This is a genomic window from Pontibacter sp. T17, from assembly GCF_057219875.1.
In genome coordinates this window covers 423,049-438,509 of record NZ_JBXVVW010000002.1, presented here as the reverse complement: position 1 = coordinate 438,509, position 15,461 = coordinate 423,049, and the positions used below count along the sequence as shown (strand labels likewise).

12 protein-coding genes are annotated in these 15,461 nt (G+C 56.7%); 8 read left to right on the top strand and 4 right to left on the bottom strand.

The genetic code is table 11. The features are described 5' to 3' along the window. The first annotated feature begins 4 nt into the window (after window positions 1-4). Genes AC2D8O_RS09840 through AC2D8O_RS09830 form a run of 3 tightly spaced genes read left to right on the top strand, consistent with a single transcriptional unit; the run spans window position 5 to window position 6,473 of the window. Entirely contained in the window at window positions 5-1,096 is a 1,092-nt protein-coding gene (locus AC2D8O_RS09840; RefSeq protein WP_484678646.1) for a putative type IX sorting system protein PorV2, read from the top strand. Continuing rightward, window positions 1,093-6,105, top strand: a complete 5,013-nt coding sequence (gene porU2 / locus AC2D8O_RS09835) for a putative type IX secretion system sortase PorU2 (protein WP_484678645.1) — start codon at window positions 1,093-1,095, stop codon at window positions 6,103-6,105. Before AC2D8O_RS09840 ends, porU2 begins: the two co-directional genes overlap by 4 nt. A gap of 17 nt (window positions 6,106-6,122) precedes the next feature. After that, a complete protein-coding gene (locus tag AC2D8O_RS09830; protein ID WP_484678644.1) occupies window positions 6,123-6,473 on the top strand; it encodes a hypothetical protein in 351 nt (116 codons plus the stop codon). Window positions 6,474-6,544: 71 nt separating this feature from the next. Here AC2D8O_RS09830 and AC2D8O_RS09825 read toward each other — a convergent pair whose 3' ends face one another. Continuing rightward, complete coding sequence (locus AC2D8O_RS09825) at window positions 6,545-7,744, bottom strand: hypothetical protein (RefSeq protein WP_484678643.1); 1,200 nt, start codon at window positions 7,742-7,744, stop codon at window positions 6,545-6,547. A 141-nt stretch (window positions 7,745-7,885) separates the two neighbouring features. On the opposite strand from AC2D8O_RS09825, the gene AC2D8O_RS09820 reads away from it, so the two are divergent. After that, window positions 7,886-8,773 (top strand): aminotransferase class IV, encoded by an 888-nt coding sequence (locus AC2D8O_RS09820; protein WP_484678642.1) that lies wholly within the window; start codon window positions 7,886-7,888, stop codon window positions 8,771-8,773. A 22-nt stretch (window positions 8,774-8,795) separates the two neighbouring features. Then, window positions 8,796-9,158 (top strand): translation initiation factor, encoded by a 363-nt coding sequence (locus AC2D8O_RS09815; protein WP_484678641.1) that lies wholly within the window; start codon window positions 8,796-8,798, stop codon window positions 9,156-9,158. A gap of 11 nt (window positions 9,159-9,169) precedes the next feature. Here AC2D8O_RS09815 and AC2D8O_RS09810 read toward each other — a convergent pair whose 3' ends face one another. Further along, window positions 9,170-9,391: a hypothetical protein gene (locus AC2D8O_RS09810; protein ID WP_484678640.1), complete on the bottom strand. Its 222-nt coding sequence runs from the start codon at window positions 9,389-9,391 to the stop codon at window positions 9,170-9,172. A gap of 144 nt (window positions 9,392-9,535) precedes the next feature. Between AC2D8O_RS09810 and AC2D8O_RS09805 the strand changes: the two genes are divergently transcribed. Further along, on the top strand, window positions 9,536-10,276 hold the full coding sequence (locus tag AC2D8O_RS09805; RefSeq protein ID WP_484678639.1) for a YebC/PmpR family DNA-binding transcriptional regulator: 741 nt from the start codon (window positions 9,536-9,538) through the stop codon (window positions 10,274-10,276). Window positions 10,277-10,327: 51 nt separating this feature from the next. Next, complete coding sequence (locus AC2D8O_RS09800) at window positions 10,328-11,872, top strand: acyl-CoA carboxylase subunit beta (RefSeq protein ID WP_484678638.1); 1,545 nt, start codon at window positions 10,328-10,330, stop codon at window positions 11,870-11,872. 38 nt (window positions 11,873-11,910) lie between these two features. Here the strand turns inward: AC2D8O_RS09800 and AC2D8O_RS09795 are convergent, their stop codons facing one another. Continuing rightward, window positions 11,911-13,065: a VWA domain-containing protein gene (locus AC2D8O_RS09795; RefSeq protein WP_484678637.1), complete on the bottom strand. Its 1,155-nt coding sequence runs from the start codon at window positions 13,063-13,065 to the stop codon at window positions 11,911-11,913. Between the two features lie 3 nt (window positions 13,066-13,068). Further along, on the bottom strand, window positions 13,069-14,283 hold the full coding sequence (locus tag AC2D8O_RS09790) for a vWA domain-containing protein (RefSeq protein ID WP_484678636.1): 1,215 nt from the start codon (window positions 14,281-14,283) through the stop codon (window positions 13,069-13,071). Window positions 14,284-14,524: 241 nt separating this feature from the next. Between AC2D8O_RS09790 and AC2D8O_RS09785 the strand changes: the two genes are divergently transcribed. Next, window positions 14,525-15,400, top strand: a complete 876-nt coding sequence (locus AC2D8O_RS09785; RefSeq protein WP_484678635.1) for a YncE family protein — start codon at window positions 14,525-14,527, stop codon at window positions 15,398-15,400. Window positions 15,401-15,461: the final 61 nt, after the last annotated feature.

Genomic DNA, 15,461 nt, shown 5'->3' with positions numbered 1-15,461 from the left:
CCGAATGCGTTTCTTCCGTCTTCTGTTGTGGCTTTTGGTAGGTCTGCCACTCTATGTTCAGGCCCAGACTGAAGCCCGCAAATACTCCAATGAATTCCTTAAAATCGGGGTAGGGGCAAAGGCCGCTGGGATGGGTAACGCAGTCACCGCAGTTGAAGGCGATGTTACCGCTGGTTACTGGAACCCAGCAGCCCTTCTTGACATAGATGCCCGCAACGAAATTGGCGTCATGCACAGCGAATATTTTGCTGGCATTGCCAAGTACGACTATCTGGGCTTCTCCACCCGCATCGATTCCAATCGTCGGCTCGGGATTTCTGCCATTCGTCTTGGTATCGATGACATCCCCAACACGCTCAATATTTACCGTGGTGGGGTTCTGGATCTGTCTCAGATTACCTCTTTCTCCGAAGCCAGCCTGGCTGTGTTTATCTCCTATGCACAGGCCATTCCGCGGATAAAGGGGCTTACGATTGGCGGTAATTTCAAGATAATCAATCGAATCGCAGGCCCTTTTGCAACTGCTTGGGGCTTTGGACTCGATGTTGCTGCGCGCTATCGTCGTAATCGTCTCACGGTCGGCCTCATGGTTTCCGACCTAACCAGCACCTTCAATCTCTGGAGTTACAACGTCGATGCGTTCGGTAGCCAGTTCGGTTCCACTGGCAACTTCGTTCCTCAGGAAAACACCGAGCTCACGCTGCCGTCGGCCCGTCTGGGCTTGGCTTATCGCATTCGCCCCAAGTCACAGTTCAGTGGTGCCATCTCCATGGATGTTCAGTCAACCTTCGATGGCAAGCGTAACACACTTGTAGAGTTTGGGCGTGTCAGCCTGGATCCCCGGCTGGGCCTCGAAGCCAACTACCGCAACCTAATTTTCCTTAGAGGCGGCTTACAGAACTTTCAGCGCCTTCAGCGCGAAGACGGCGCCCGCTATTGGAGTGTGTTCCCCAGCGCGGGTCTTGGCCTTCGCCTTCAGATCGACGCCTACACGCTTCAGGTAGACTATGCCCTCAGCAACCTTGGCGACCTCCGCCAGGGCTTTTATTCGCATCTGTTTTCTCTCCGTTTCGCCTTCGATAAGGTATCGCTATGACACATACCGTTACCCTCCGTTATACTTTGCGACTGTTGCTGGTGTTGCTGTGTTGGCTGCCTGTGCCCCTTTCAGCTCAGCCAATGCCCCTTACAAACACCTGGTTCGAGACGGGGAAGCCATACGCCAAAATCACCGTCAACACTACAGGCATCTACCGTGTGTCGGCGGCAGATATCATTGCACAGGTGCCCGAGCTCAATGGAGTAGATCCCACCTTGCTTCAGCTATTCCATCGCGGCAGTCAGGTGCCAATACATGTATCCCGGGGTGCCGATGCCTCGCGCTTTCAGGCCGATGACGTCATTGAGTTTTACGGTATGCGGAATACCGCATTTCTGGATTCCACCATGTATCGAGATGTCGCCTCAGGTGCACACATCACCTCTGGCGGTGTCACCAATCCGCTGCTCTCTATGTTTTCTAACAGAGCTGCTTATTTTCTCGTGCAGGGCGTGGCGCCAGGCCTTCGCTATCAACAGGTAGTCGGCACCTCCACCACCGGCCTTACCCCTGAACCTTTCTTCCGGGTCTCCGCATACCGCGACTACGATACCTATCAGAGCCCAGGCACCTCCAGTGGAACCGACTTTCAATATGCTCTCAACTCCGAGTACACACCGTCAGAGGGCATGGGGACAGGTAAGCAGGCGTCTGGTAATCAGTTCGCTGTTTCATTTCCCACTCCATTTCCGGTTGCGGCAACTCAGGTTGGTAGCTCTGCTCCCATTTTTGAAATGTCTGTTGTTGGGCAGAATACGGTTCTTGATACGATTAGTGCTTTCAATATCAGAAAGCAGGTCGGCGGATTAGGGCCTATTGTTCATACCTGGGTGTTGCCCTACACCAGTGTTGTCAATGGTACCACCAGTAACAATGTGCGCAATCTTTCTACAAGGGGCCTGGTATACTTTGCTGGATACACGCGGCTGGAGTACGACCGGCAGACACGCTTCAATGGCGACAGGGCCTTTTCGGCAATGCGCCTTCGTGCATTGCCTCCTCAGCCCCGATATCTCCGCCTTGACGGTATGGATTTCGCTGCCGTTGACAGCGGCTTTGTCTTCGACCTCACACGCCATCAGCGCATCACAGGCCGTATCGGGGTAGACCGTGCTACTGCTCGCACCCGCGATACCCTCCACGTGCGTCTGCCTGATACCGATGGAAATATACAACTGGCGGTAACAGCGGCGTCAGCCATGCTGACGCCGCTGTCCATCGAGCGGGTCGAATTCAAGAATCTGGCAGCCAACACGTATGCTACCGAATACATCATTCTTGCATCCAGGCCGCTTACCAACTCTGCCGAAGCCTATCGCACCTACCGCGACACCGCCACAGTCTCGCCCATCAATAACCCCAAAGTGGTGTATGTGGAGGATATCTTCAATGAGTTTGGCTACGGTACCTACCACCCGCAGGCCATCAAGCTTTTCATCCAGCAGGCATTGGCCGCTTGGGCTCCCAAACCTAAATATCTCCTGATTTGGGGTCGTGCCTACGGTAAAGACCGAGAGGCAATGTCAATTCCCGTTTGGGGGATTCCGGCCAGCGATTACGGTTTTGTAACCAATTTCGATCAGTCTGTTCGCGACAACAAGCCGCTGCTGGCCATCGGCCGCGTGACTGTGGCCGATGATGTTGAGGGAATGGCCTATCTGGCGAAAGTCAATGAATATGAACACGCGCCATACGATGCCTGGATGAAACAGGGAATTCACTTGGGGGGCGGTGCCAGTGTCGGTGAACAGAATCTCATATCCAGTTATCTGACCAATAGCATGGAAGCTGTATACGAAGGTAATCCGCTGAACGGTGCGGTTTCCTACCTTCAGAAACGGGTTTCCGATGTTACCTCCGGCGCCAACTCACTTGAAATTCAGGCCCTGATAGACCAGGGGGTCGGGCAAATCACCTTTTTTGGACACTCCGCCGCCAATCTGTTCGACATCGACATTAAGGAAGCAAACCAATACCAGAACTTTGGCCGCTATCCGTTCATCATTGCTAACGGTTGCTACAGTGGCAACTTCTTTAATGGATTTGCCAGCGCCAGAGGTGCTTCTACTTTTGGTGAGCGCTGGGTGAAAGAACCTGGCCGCGGGGCCATTGGCTATGTTGCTATGTCAGGTGAAGGACCCTTGGTGGATCTCGGCCGGTTTAGTGGCTATCTCTACCAGCGCGTCTTCCGCGACTCCATCGGGGTGCCTATCGGCCGAATCATGCAGGGGGCAATTGCGCAGTATTATGAAGACTTCAAAGGCAACTTCTCTTTCTTCAACTTCGGCTCCATAGCGCTTACCCAGCAGTTCAATCTTCAGGGCGACCCTGCCCTTGTGCTCCGCATTCCACAGCGCCCCGATCTCGTGTTGTCTGAGGCACAGGTGCTGGTCAATCCAACCGACGTTACGGCCTTCGCTGATTCATTCACGGTTCGAGTTGCAGTGGTCAATCGCGGCCTAGCCGTGATGGACTCCTTCAATGTCCGCCTGCGGCATACCGTCCAGTCGTTGGGCCGAACCACCGTTTACACCCAGCGGGTGAGGATGACTGCCGGAGTCGACACCCTCGACTTTAAAATCTATCGCAATCAACAGCGGTTCGAAGGTGTGCACCTGTTTGATATCGAGGCCGATCCCAATGTCGAGGTGGCCGAGTTGGTAGAGTCAAACAATACCGTTATTGTCCAGAGGGTGCTTTCTGAAAATATTGCCACCCATCTCTATCCGTGGAATTATGCGCAGCTCCCGCAGGACACCCTTACGCTGCAAACCTCACTGTATGGCATCGAGCGCTCCGGGCCGGTCAGCTATTATTTCGAAATTGACTCCGTCTCTACCTTCTCGTCTCCGTTGCCCGATGCCCTCAAGCGTTCGCCTGAAATAATCGGAACGTCTGCGTTTGCGTCATGGCGTGTACCGTTTACGCTCGAGAACAACCGTACATATTATTGGCGCGTCAAGGTCGGCAACGACCCGCTGGCTCTTTGGAACACCGCTTCTTTTACCCGCATTAATTCCGAAGGTCCGGGCTGGCGCCAGCAGCCCCCCACTCAGTTTACCCAGAACAATATCGGTACCCTCCGCTACGACAGTCCCACCGGTTTTTATCAGTATGACTCCCTGCGCTATCTCTTTGAAGTGCTGCACACCCGCCCGGTGCAAAAGCAGATCAACTTCAACGGGCAGAACATCACTTTCTCTGGCTTTTCAGAAGACTTCCGTGGCGGTATCTGGTATGAATGGATTGATGGCCGAACGCTGGAGGTAAAAACCCCATTTTCTCCCGCCTTGGGCCAGGTGGCCTGGCTGGACTCTACCCAGATCAACGCACAGCTTTCGGCACTCGTTAATGGTGCGGCTAACGGCGATTACATTTTGCTGTACGCGCCTGCCAACGCTGCCGTCAACTTCAATTTGCCTGCGAATGCTACTGCTTGGGCTGCTGCCCAACAGATTGGGGTCAGCGCCGACCTCCAGACTCGTTCCAAGGATAAGCCATTCATTATTTTGGGCCGAAAGGGTGGGGCGCCAGGTTCGGCTATTCAGGTGCTCTTCGAGCCTCGGCCTATCCTCACCATTAACCCCCAGCGGCTTTCTTCCATACTCAAAACCTTCACCAACACTGCCACCGTGCAGTCGGCCCTCGTCGGCCCTGCGGGCAACTGGAAGCGCTTCAAGTACGCATTCACACCTCGCGAGAACGCTCCCGTAACCGATCAGCTGCGCATCCGGTTGCATGGCCTTTCTCTCGCTGGCGCAGATACAGTGGCATACGAAACCACACTCTTTACAGATGACGTCAACATAGAACCCCTCATCGACGAAAAGCGCTGGCCTCTCATGCGTCTGGAGGCAGTTCTTACCGACAACATCAATCGTACACCCCCTCAGTTCGGCTTCTGGTCTGTCTCCCAGGAAATTGCAACCGACCTCATCCTTGAGCCCAATGTGGATTTCGCCTTCAACAGCCCAACGGTAGATGAAGGTGCAGAGGTGGCTTTGGCAATGTCGGTCATCAACGCTGGGCCAACCTCAGTGGTAGATGACAGCATAGAGGTACAGATCACCCTGCTCAATGAATCCGCCGCTACTCAGGCTACCTTCCTGCGCAAAATGCCCAAAGTGAATGCTGGGGGCCGTGGGCTACTGTCGGTGTCTTTCCCTACGCGGGGCCTTGGTGGGCGCTACACCCTCATACTTTCCCTCAATCCCAACCGCAGGGTGCCTGAGCGTAACTATTTCAACAACTCCTGGTCCACCGAAATCAACATCCGCGGCGATAGGCTCAGTCCGGCCATGGACATCACCTTCGACGGTCGGCATCTGGTCAATGGCGATATTGTGGCTCCGCAGCCGATTATCATGGTTGCCGTGAAAGACGAGAACCCACAGCTCGCCATCACCGACACCTCCTCAATTGAAGTGTTTGTAAAGCCAGCCGACAGTCTGGGACCTGGACGCCGTATTTCCTATCAGAGTGGGATGCTTGAGTTCATCCCGGCCTCTCTGCCCGAGAACCGTGCCCAAGTACGGTTTACCCCGCCCCCTTTTGCCAATGGCGAGTACATTCTGCTGGCTCAAGGCTACGACAGGCGCCGCAACCAGGCGGGTGCTACTCCCTATTCGGTGCGCTTCAAGGTCATCAACGAAAGCAGCATCACTCAGGTAGTCAACTACCCCAATCCGTTCAGTACGTCTACAAGGTTTGTCTACACTCTTACAGGAGGTGAGCTGCCCGAGGTCTTCCAGATTCACATCTATACTGTAACAGGTAGGCTCATTAAGGTTATCGATCTCAAGGCTTTGGGTGAGGTTCGTCCCGGCACCAACCTCACCGACTACGCTTGGGATGGCACCGATGAGTACGGCGACAAACTGGCCAATGGCACCTATCTCTACCGCGTAGTCATGCGCATGCCTGGTGGCAAGGAAATCAAGGTAGATGACACCCATACCAGCCAGTTTTTCACTCGGGGCATCGGGAAGATGTACATTCTCCGCTGATCCATTATCTTGAGTCCATGCTCATCTCTTTCCTCCTTATGCTGGTGGCTGCGCTGGTGGCTCAGGTGCTTATCCCCTTCTGGTGGGTCGCCGCGCCCGTGGTAGCTGCTGTAGCGTTCCTTCGTCGTCTGCCTGCAGGCAAGGCTTTCCTGGGGGGCTTTGCTGCGGTTTTTGTGCTTTGGCTGGGCTTTATTCTGCTGAAAGACATCCCCAATGCAGGGCTGCTGTCTACCCAGATGGCCAGCCTGTTGCCCTTGGGTGGCAGCCGCGCAGCCGTCATTCTTCTTTCGGCATTCATTGGTGGCCTGGTGTCTGGGCTTGCCGCCATGGCTGGCGCCACGCTTCGTCCGGCACTGGGCAAGGCATAGTCAGGCAGCCGTCGTTTTACAAAACAGAAAAGGGCGCCATGGGCGCCCTTTTGCATAGTGTTGACAGAAGCTTATTGGGCTTCTGATTCACGCATGGCTTTTTCGTAGGCCTCTTCGGCTGCCTTGGCGGCATGGTCAAGTGAGTCCTCTTCAAACTTGGGCGTTTCGTAGCTGTTCTCGTCGCGGGGACCACGATCACGGCGGTCGCCTCGGCCACCACGGCGGCCACGACGGCGGTCGCCATCGCGGTCTCCACCCCGGTCACGACGGTCTCCGCGGTCGCTTCGCTCCCCGCGGTCACGGCGTTCGCCTTTGGCGGGCGGCACCAGCATGGCAAGTTCCAGCAACGGCAGCTTCTTGGGATTCTTCAGCACCTTCACGTTGCCGTCGCCCAGGTCTTCAATCACCAGGTTTTGTACCAGACAGCTGATGTAGGCGGCGCGGTCGTCGTTGCCAAAGATCTCTTCGTGCGGTTTGCCTGCGATGAAAGCAGGGAAAGCCTCCACGTCGCTCTTGGAATACACTTCACCAGCGTTGAAATGCTTTGGGAAGATGTCCGTAATACGCGAAATGTCGCGGTTGACGGTTTCCGAGGTGCGCTTGGGGGCTTCGCCACCCTCGTGGCTTTCGGTTTCGCCTTCAGCAGTGGGGCGTGGTTCGCGTACTGGCCGCTCTGCACGGGGCTCACGGGGTTCGCGTGGTTCACGCGCTGGGCGTTCTGCACGCGGCTCGCGTGGCTCGCGTTCCCCACGGGGTTCGCGTTCACTGCGGGGCTCACGGGGCTCGCGCTCGCGGCGTTCGCCACGCTCGGCACGGTCACCGCGCTCGGGGCGGTCACCACGTTCACGCTTGCCATCACGGCCATCTTTCGCGCCGCCTTTGCTCAGTACCAGCATTTCAGCAGCAATGCCGCGCTCGCTCAGGAATTTTGCCAGGCCGCGAAGGTAATCGTCGTTCGATACCACGATGACTTTGCTGTACACCGGGTTCGATACCACTTCGTGCACTACGCTCTCAGCCAGGTACAGGCTCAGTTGGTGCTCATATGCCGGCATCTGTTTGTGTGCCGACTCGTGCTTCTGGGTAATCTTCGACCACTGGTCAGTCTGCGATACACGCTTGTAGAAGAACCAGATAACCGGGTTTTTGTGCTTCTGCAGAAACTGGAAGTCGGTGTTGATGCCTTGCACCCGGTCCCAATCGATCGCGATCAGTGTTTTGTTGCGTGGTTTATCGGAAGATTTACCCTTCAGAAAATCAAAAAGACCCATTGAACTAGGGATAGAACTGTTTAGGTGTGATTATGGGGTTTCGCACAGCGCCACCGAAGGCTAGCAGATTGATAACGAAACCTATCTGGCAAAGATAAACAATTCATTGCTAGCCAAGCGGCCTTCTTGCGAGATTGCGTTATGCCCGCCGATACCCTCCTGCTCGATGGCCTCCCCGTGCCCCGCGCTCAGGCTCAGTCACTTGTCCACAATCGTGGTTTTCGCCTCGGCGATGGCCTCTTCGAAACCCTTCGCATACGGTCTGGCCGGCTCCTGTTTGTTGAGAACCATCGCCAGCGCCTCCTCCGCGGCATGGAGCGGCTGCAACTCGCCATCCCCCCGATATTCAAGGCCGCCGAGCCCTTCCGCCAGCTGCTTCAGCAGTATGTCGACAGTCAGGGCATCGCCCAGGGCGGCAAACTCCGCCTGACGCTCGCCCGCCTGGGCGGCGAAGGGGGCTACCGCCCCGTCTCCAACGACTGTCTCTGGCTCGCCGAAGCCAACACACTCCTCCACAACGAGTATCCCACCGACCGCACCCAGCGCCTCGCCGTGTTCGACGGTTGGCGGGTGGTGCCATCGGTGCTCTCCGGCATTAAAACCACTAGTGCGCTGCCCTATGTGCTGGCTGCACAGGAGGCTCAGCGCCGCGACGCCGACGACGCCCTCCTCCTCGACATCCCCGGCAATCCCCTCGAGTCGGGCCGTGCCAATCTGTTTCTCGTGGTAGATGGCGCTCTCATTACTCCGCCCCTCACCTCTGGCGTGCTGGCGGGTGTCATGCGGGCGGTGGTGTTGGATCTCGCGTCTTTCCTTGGCGTCCCCGTTGAAGAACGCCTTACCTCCTTCGCCGATGTGCAGGCCGCCTCCGAACTCTTCACCACCAATGCCATCAGCGGCATCTTCCCGGCCCGCTATGTTTTCCCGTGGATGGATTTCTCCGGCAGGTCGTTCTCCGAGAAGGCTCCGGTGGCCCAGCGCCTGCAACAGGCTTTGCTGGCCGGGCTCAAGGCCGGGCAGTGGCAATAGCAACGCTGTGTAAGTTTGCACCATGAAGTCGAAGAAAAGCCTCGGCAGCCTTTCTGAACTGGGCGGCCTCGTCTACAGCACCGATCCCGATGCCCAGGCCCGTGCCGCTGACAGTGACTCCGCCGCCGAAGTCCTGCCACCTGCAAAGCAGGACCTCCGCGTCACCCTCGATAAGAAGCTGAAAGGCGGCAAGCAGGCCACGGTGGTCTACAATTTCGTGGGCCCCGACAGTGCGCTGGAAGAACTGGGCCAACAATTGAAGAAAGCCTGTGGGGTAGGGGGTGCCGTGAAAGACGGCGAAATCCTGCTTCAGGGCAATCACCTCGCCAAGGTGCAGGAGGAACTGAGGAAGCGGGGCTACCGCTTCAAGCTCGCAGGGGTCTGACCACCAGTTGATTACTTCGGCCGGTAGCCGCGGTGGGTCTTGCAGTACTTGTGGCCTTTGCCGCTCACGCAGTTGGCACAGCGGGTGTTGGCTTTTGTCTGCGCCTGGCAACGCCCGTACTGGCAGTCGCGGCCTTGTGTTGTGGGCGAAGGGGTAGGGGTGGCACTGATGGCGGCGGTTCCTGTAGTCATCAGCAGGGCGCCAGCCAGCAGCAGGGGTTTCAGCAGTCGCATGGTGGTAGTAGCGGAAAGGGTTGTGTTCAGCTTTCAAGTTAACACCTCTTTTTTGCCTGCCGCCACTTGCAGCGGGCTGCCGCACTACACCGCCTTACGCTTATCTTTGCACGTTTTTCCCGCAAAATCTACCTCCACCGTCGTATGGCAGGACACAGTAAATGGGCCCAGATCAAGCGCAAGAAAGCCGTCCTCGACAGCAAGCGCAGCGCCATGTTCACCAAGTTCATCCGCGAACTCACCGTGGCGGCCAAGGAAGGTGGGCCCAACATCGACAACAACCCCCGTCTGCGTCTGGCGGTCCTCACCGCCAAGAAGGCCTCCATGCCCAAGGATGTTATCGAACGCGCCATCAATAAGAGTGCCGGCGACGATGCCAACTACTCCGAGCAGGTCTACGAAGCCTACGGCCCTGCCGGTGTGGCCCTTATGATCGAGACCACCACCGACAACATCAACCGGACCGTGGCCAATCTCCGTGCTGCCCTCACCCGCGGTGGCGGCAGTCTGGGCACCAGTGGCTCGGTAGGCTACATGTTCGAGCGCAAAGGCGTCTGGACCATCCCCGTTGCGGCCATTGACGAAGAAACCCTGACCCTCGAAATGGCCGATGCTGGTGCCGAAGACGTCGAGAGCGATGGCGAGTTTTACACCGTCACCTGCCCCTTCGAGAACTACGGCGCTGTCTCCTCCCGCATCGAAGCCCTGAAGCTGGAGCCCGAAAGCTCCGAGCTCCAGCGCATCCCCGCCAACTACGTCCGCCTCGAAGGCGAGAACGTAGAGAAAGTCCTCAAGCTTATCGACAAGCTCGAAGACGACGACGACGTGGCCAAGGTCTTCCACAACCTGGAACTGACCGAGGAAGTCCTCGAGAAAATGGGCTGATATACAGCCGATCGCAGCCCTTTCCTTTCACCGAACTCCCCTCTCCACCCTGTGGAACATCCCGTAGAGAAACTCAAGCGCAAGCAGGAAGAAGCCCTTCTAGGAGGTGGCGCCGACCGCATCGAAGCCCAGCACAAAAAGGGCAAGCTCACCGCCCGCGAGCGCGTAGACCTCCTGCTCGATGCTGGCTCCTTTCAGGAAATAGGCCAACTGGTGACCCACCGCAGCCACGAGTTCGGTCTGGAGAAACAGCGCTTCCTGGGCGATGGCGTCATCACCGGCTACGGCACGGTCAACGGCCGTCAGGTGTACGTCTTCAGCCAGGACTTCACTGTCTTCGGTGGCTCGCTGTCACAGGCCCACGCCGAGAAAATCTGCAAGGTCATGGACCTCGCCTTGCGCAACGGCTGCCCCATCATCGGCCTCAACGACTCCGGCGGTGCCCGCATTCAGGAGGGAGTGGTGTCGCTCGGCGGCTATGCCGACATCTTCTTCCGCAACGTACAGGCCTCAGGCGTCATCCCGCAACTCAGCGCCATCATGGGCCCCTGCGCAGGCGGTGCTGTCTACAGCCCCGCCATGACCGACTTCATCCTCATGGTGGAGCAGTCGTCCTATATGTTCGTTACCGGCCCCAACGTCGTCAAGACTGTCACCCACGAAGATGTCTCCAGCGAAGAACTGGGCGGTGCCTACACCCATGCCAGCAAAAGCGGTGTTACCCACCTCACCGCCGCTGACGAAATCGAGGCCATCCAGAAGCTGAAGCAGCTGCTCGGCTACCTGCCCCAGAACCACCAGGAGAAGCCCCCGCGCTACCTCTCCACCGAGCCCCGCGACGCCAAGATTCCCGCCCTCAACGACATCGTGCCCCTCAACAGCAACCTGTCGTACGACATCAAGGACGTCATCCGGCTGGTGGTAGACCAGAACTCCTTCTACGAAATCCACGAGGCCTTTGCCCAGAACATGGTCGTGGGCTTTGCCCGCCTCGACGGCCGCGTGCTCGGTATCGTAGCAAACCAGCCTGCCGACAAGGCCGGTGTATTGGATATCGACGCCTCTGTAAAGGCAGCCCGTTTCGTCCGCTTCTGCGACTGCTTCAACATCCCCCTGCTGGTGTTCGAAGATGTACCCGGCTTCCTCCCCGGCACCGACCAGGAGTGGAACGGCATCATCACCCACGGCGCCAAGCTGCTCTACGCCTTCAGCGAGGCCACCGTCCCCCGCATCACCGTCATCACCCGCAAGGCCTATGGCGGTGCCTATGACGTAATGAACTCCAAGCACATCGGCGCTGACCTCAACTTCGCATGGCCTACTGCCGAAATCGCAGTAATGGGGGCCAAGGGCGCTGCCGAAATCATCTTCCGCAAGGAGATCACCGAGGCCGCCGACCCAGAAGCCAAGCTGCAGGAGAAGGTGGACGAGTACACCCGCAAGTTTGCCAACCCCTACCGCGCTGCCAACCACGGCTATGTAGACGAGGTCATCGTACCCGAAGACACCCGCTGGAAGCTCATCCGCGCTTTCGAGAGTCTGGAGAACAAGAAGGTGGACCGCCCGCAGCGCAAGCACGGCAACATTCCGCTCTGATGTTCTGGCTTTCAATTAAATAGAACAAAAGCCCTGTGTCACACGCGGGGCTTTTTCAGTTCGCGCACGGCCTCGCGCAGGCCCTCGGGTGTCAGCGGATACATCCGGTTCTGCACCAGCGCACGTATCCACCGGATGGTAGCCGTCCCCTCCCAGTATTGCACGGGTTCGGGGTTCAACCACACGGCCAGCGGGTAGTGGTGCATCAGTCGCGCAAACCACTTCACGCCGGGTTGGGCTTCCAGCCGCTCGTGGGCCCGGGCATCGGCGGCATCCACTAGCTCAAACGGGTTCATCGAGGCGTCGCCCACTATCAGCACGCGGTGGCGGCGGTCAAACTGCCGCATCAGCTCAGGTAGCGTCACGGCTTTGGCATGGCCATTTTCCCGTTTCCACACCCCTTCGTAAATGAAGTTGTGGAAGTAGAACACCTCCAGCCGTTTGAAGGTATGCCGAGCAGCACTGAACAGCTGGCTCGCCACCCGTGCATGGGCATCCATGCTGCCCCCGGTGTCCAGAAACAGCAGCAGCCGCAGGTGGTTTTTGCGGGGTGGGCGCAGGCGTATGTCCAACAGGCCCCCTTGGCGGGCCGTGGCGCGCAGGGTGCCGGGCAGGTCCAGTTCCAGGGCGCGGCCTTCGCGGGTCAGGCGGCGCAGTTGCCGCAGGGCCACTTGCAGGTTGCGGGCTCCCAGCAGCTGGTCGTCGCGCAGCTGCTTCAGGTCGCTGCCATTCCAGCGGCCCGCCTGCCGGCTTCGGCCCCCGCTGCCTTTCCCCGCCGAACCTTCCTGGGCGTTTTCCGTGCGCTCGCCTATGCCTGCACCGCCTTTTCCCCGCCCAGCCTGCTGGTTCGTCTGGCTGCTGCCTTCTGCTCCAGGCGGCGTCATTTCGCCTGCTTCCAGCAGTTCGTGCAGTTCGGCGGCCTGTTCGGGGGGCAGGTCATCCAGTCCGGTCAGGGCTTCTGCAAGGGCTTCAGGTGGCAGGGCTTCAAGCCCGGTGGCATACTCCGCAAACCCCACTGTGTAGGCCTCCAGGTGCTTCTCCTGCTTCACCAGCACCGCCATCCCCAACGAGAACAGCCCCTCCACGGTGTAGCCATGCAGCTCCTGCCGCAGGCCTGCCATCAGGTCCAGGTGCTCGCCAAGCGTCACAGGCACCCCTTTGGCTCGGAGTATGCGGTACAGGCGCAGCAGCATGGCTCAGGCAGAATGTGAGGTGCGCCAGGCCCCGGGGTTTTTCAGCACTTTCACCGCCTCACCGATGCCCGCAGGCGTCAGGCTGAACATCCGGTCGCCTACAATGTCGCGAATCAGCCGTGTGCTGCGGGTGCTGTCCCAGTACTTCGGGTGGTCGGGGTTCAGCCACACCAGCGCCGGAAACTGAGCCACAAACCGCCGCAGCCACACTTCTCCAGCTTCTTCGTTCCAGTGTTCCACACTGCCGCCGGGCGCTATCACTTCGTAGGGCGACATCGCCGCATCGCCCACAAACACCACTTTCCAGTCGCTGTTGTACTTCCGAAGCACTTCCAGAGTGGCCATGCGCCCGCCTGCGCTGTGGCGGCGCCGGTTGTCTTTCCACAGACTTTCATACACGCAGTTGTGGAAGTAAAAGAATTCCAGGTGCTTGAACTCGTGTCGGGCGGCTGCAAACAGCTCGGCAGTCATCTGGGCGTAGGGGTCCATGCTGCCACCAGTGTCCAGCAGCAGCAGCACCTTCACCCGGTTCTGGCGGCTCGGCTGAAACGATAGATCTAGGAGCCCTGCCTGCCGCGACGTCTGCCGGATGGTCCCCGGCAGGTCCAGCTCTTCGGCTTTGCCTTCGCGGGTCAGCTTACGGAGCTTGCGCAGGGCCATCCGCACATTGCGTTTGCTCAGCAGTTCGTCGTCGTCCAGATTCCTGAACTCGCGTTTCTCCCACACTTTCACCGCCTTCCGGTGGTGGCTTTCCTCCTGCCCAATCCGGTAGCCCTCAGGGTTGTAGCCGTTCGCACCGAAGGGGCTTGTACCGCCTGTGCCAATCCAGCGGTTGCCGCCTTCGTGGCGCTCCTGCTGCTCGTCCAGCAGTTGCTTCAGGCGTTCCATCAGGGCGTCCAACCCGCCCAGGCTCTCCAGCGCGGCTTTCTCTTCGTCGGTCAGCTGCCGCAGAAAGTCGCTTTCCAGCCACTCAGCTGGTATCTCGGCAAACACCTCCGCCGGAATGGCCTGCGCATGGCCGAAGTGCAGGGCAAACAGCCGGTCAAACAGGTCCAGGTGCTTCTCGTGCTTCACCAGCACGGTGCGCGCCAGGCCGTAAAAGGTCTCGGCATCATAGCCGTGCAGTTCTTTCCTGCATCCCTCCAGCAGGGTCAGGTACTCGCCAAAGCCAATGGGCAAACCGTGGCTGCGCAGCAGCAGGAAGAAGCGAAGAAACATCGTCAGCGAATCTACGGCAAAGCGTTTGCTTTAGTGGTTAACGCTTGTATGTTATTAATAGTCACAATTGGGTTGCAGGTTCTGGGCTAATTCTGACGCTGCTTCAGAGGCATGACTTCACAAGATGCCTAGTCGAAACGGTTCAATAGACATATGTCTTAATTAAACGTTAAAGTCAATTATATACAATGATTTTATTTGCCTAATTGTTCTATTTCGTGCTTCATCTCAAATGAATTATATGAGCAAATTTTTTTCTATTATGTTCTTGGTTGTCATGCTATTAGCGGCAAGTTGTGCCAAAAGCGATACGCCGGAGCCTATTGTGGCATCAAAGCCTCAGTCGATTTACTTTGTGGATGATGATAGTAGCAGAGTATTTAGATACTCAATAGATGATAAAAAAATTGAGAAAATTTCTATTAATAATGGCCACAATTACTATACATTAGCTATTGAGCCACTGACAAAAAATATTTTCGTATCTGAATATGATGGAAAAACTTTTTATTTTAAAATGGGAAATCCATCTGGTATTTCTGAATTGCTAAGTCAGGTAGGCTCCAGTTTAAATACAAGATGCGCTGCTGCTGCTGGTAGTAATACTATGATTTTCATGCAGGCAGCACATTTCCTGCGTTATAATCTGAAAACAGGTGTAAAAGATACCCTTTTTGCTGGTTATCCGATGTATAAGGCCCTTGTAGTTGATACAATGAACAAGATATTGTACTGGGCCAATGGCACTACCATATTCAGGGCACCTCTTGATAAGTCGTCCCGGCCAGTTGCAATATTGCAATCCGGAGTGCAGTGGTGTGAAGATTTGTACTATGATCACGCTAACTCTCAATTATTTATAGTCGATAGTAATGGAGATAAAGTACTGAAAATGAATGCTGATGGAACCGGATTGTCTACGATTGCAAAAGTTAGATATCCTGGAGCTGTTACCATGTCTCCCCTGTCACGTAAAATATATTATTCTGGGCAAAATATGTCTAGCCAGAATAAATATATATACAGTATTAACGAAGACGGATCTGGGAAGGACTCGGTTATGTTGCAAAACCCCAATAAATACGTAGAGTCCTTTTCTTTCTACCAGGAAAGGTAAGATTCTATATTTAGAAACTCTCTTTAAGACTGCCATTGCTACAGTGGCAGTCTTTGTCATT

What these genes read in the sequence shown, in the direction of transcription:
- AC2D8O_RS09840 (WP_484678646.1), top strand. Translation starts at nt 5, where the DNA reads ATGCGTTTCTTCCGTCTTCTGTTGTGGCTTTTGGTAGGTCTGCCACTC.
- AC2D8O_RS09790 (WP_484678636.1), bottom strand. Translation starts at nt 14,283, where the DNA reads ATGTTTCTTCGCTTCTTCCTGCTGCTGCGCAGCCACGGTTTGCCCATT.
- AC2D8O_RS09805 (WP_484678639.1), top strand. Translation starts at nt 9,536, where the DNA reads ATGGCAGGACACAGTAAATGGGCCCAGATCAAGCGCAAGAAAGCCGTC.
- AC2D8O_RS09820 (WP_484678642.1), top strand. Translation starts at nt 7,886, where the DNA reads ATGCCCGCCGATACCCTCCTGCTCGATGGCCTCCCCGTGCCCCGCGCT.
- AC2D8O_RS09810 (WP_484678640.1), bottom strand. Translation starts at nt 9,391, where the DNA reads ATGCGACTGCTGAAACCCCTGCTGCTGGCTGGCGCCCTGCTGATGACT.
- AC2D8O_RS09815 (WP_484678641.1), top strand. Translation starts at nt 8,796, where the DNA reads ATGAAGTCGAAGAAAAGCCTCGGCAGCCTTTCTGAACTGGGCGGCCTC.
- AC2D8O_RS09795 (WP_484678637.1), bottom strand. Translation starts at nt 13,065, where the DNA reads ATGCTGCTGCGCCTGTACCGCATACTCCGAGCCAAAGGGGTGCCTGTG.
- porU2 (WP_484678645.1), top strand. Translation starts at nt 1,093, where the DNA reads ATGACACATACCGTTACCCTCCGTTATACTTTGCGACTGTTGCTGGTG.
- AC2D8O_RS09785 (WP_484678635.1), top strand. Translation starts at nt 14,525, where the DNA reads ATGAGCAAATTTTTTTCTATTATGTTCTTGGTTGTCATGCTATTAGCG.
- AC2D8O_RS09830 (WP_484678644.1), top strand. Translation starts at nt 6,123, where the DNA reads ATGCTCATCTCTTTCCTCCTTATGCTGGTGGCTGCGCTGGTGGCTCAG.
- AC2D8O_RS09825 (WP_484678643.1), bottom strand. Translation starts at nt 7,744, where the DNA reads ATGGGTCTTTTTGATTTTCTGAAGGGTAAATCTTCCGATAAACCACGC.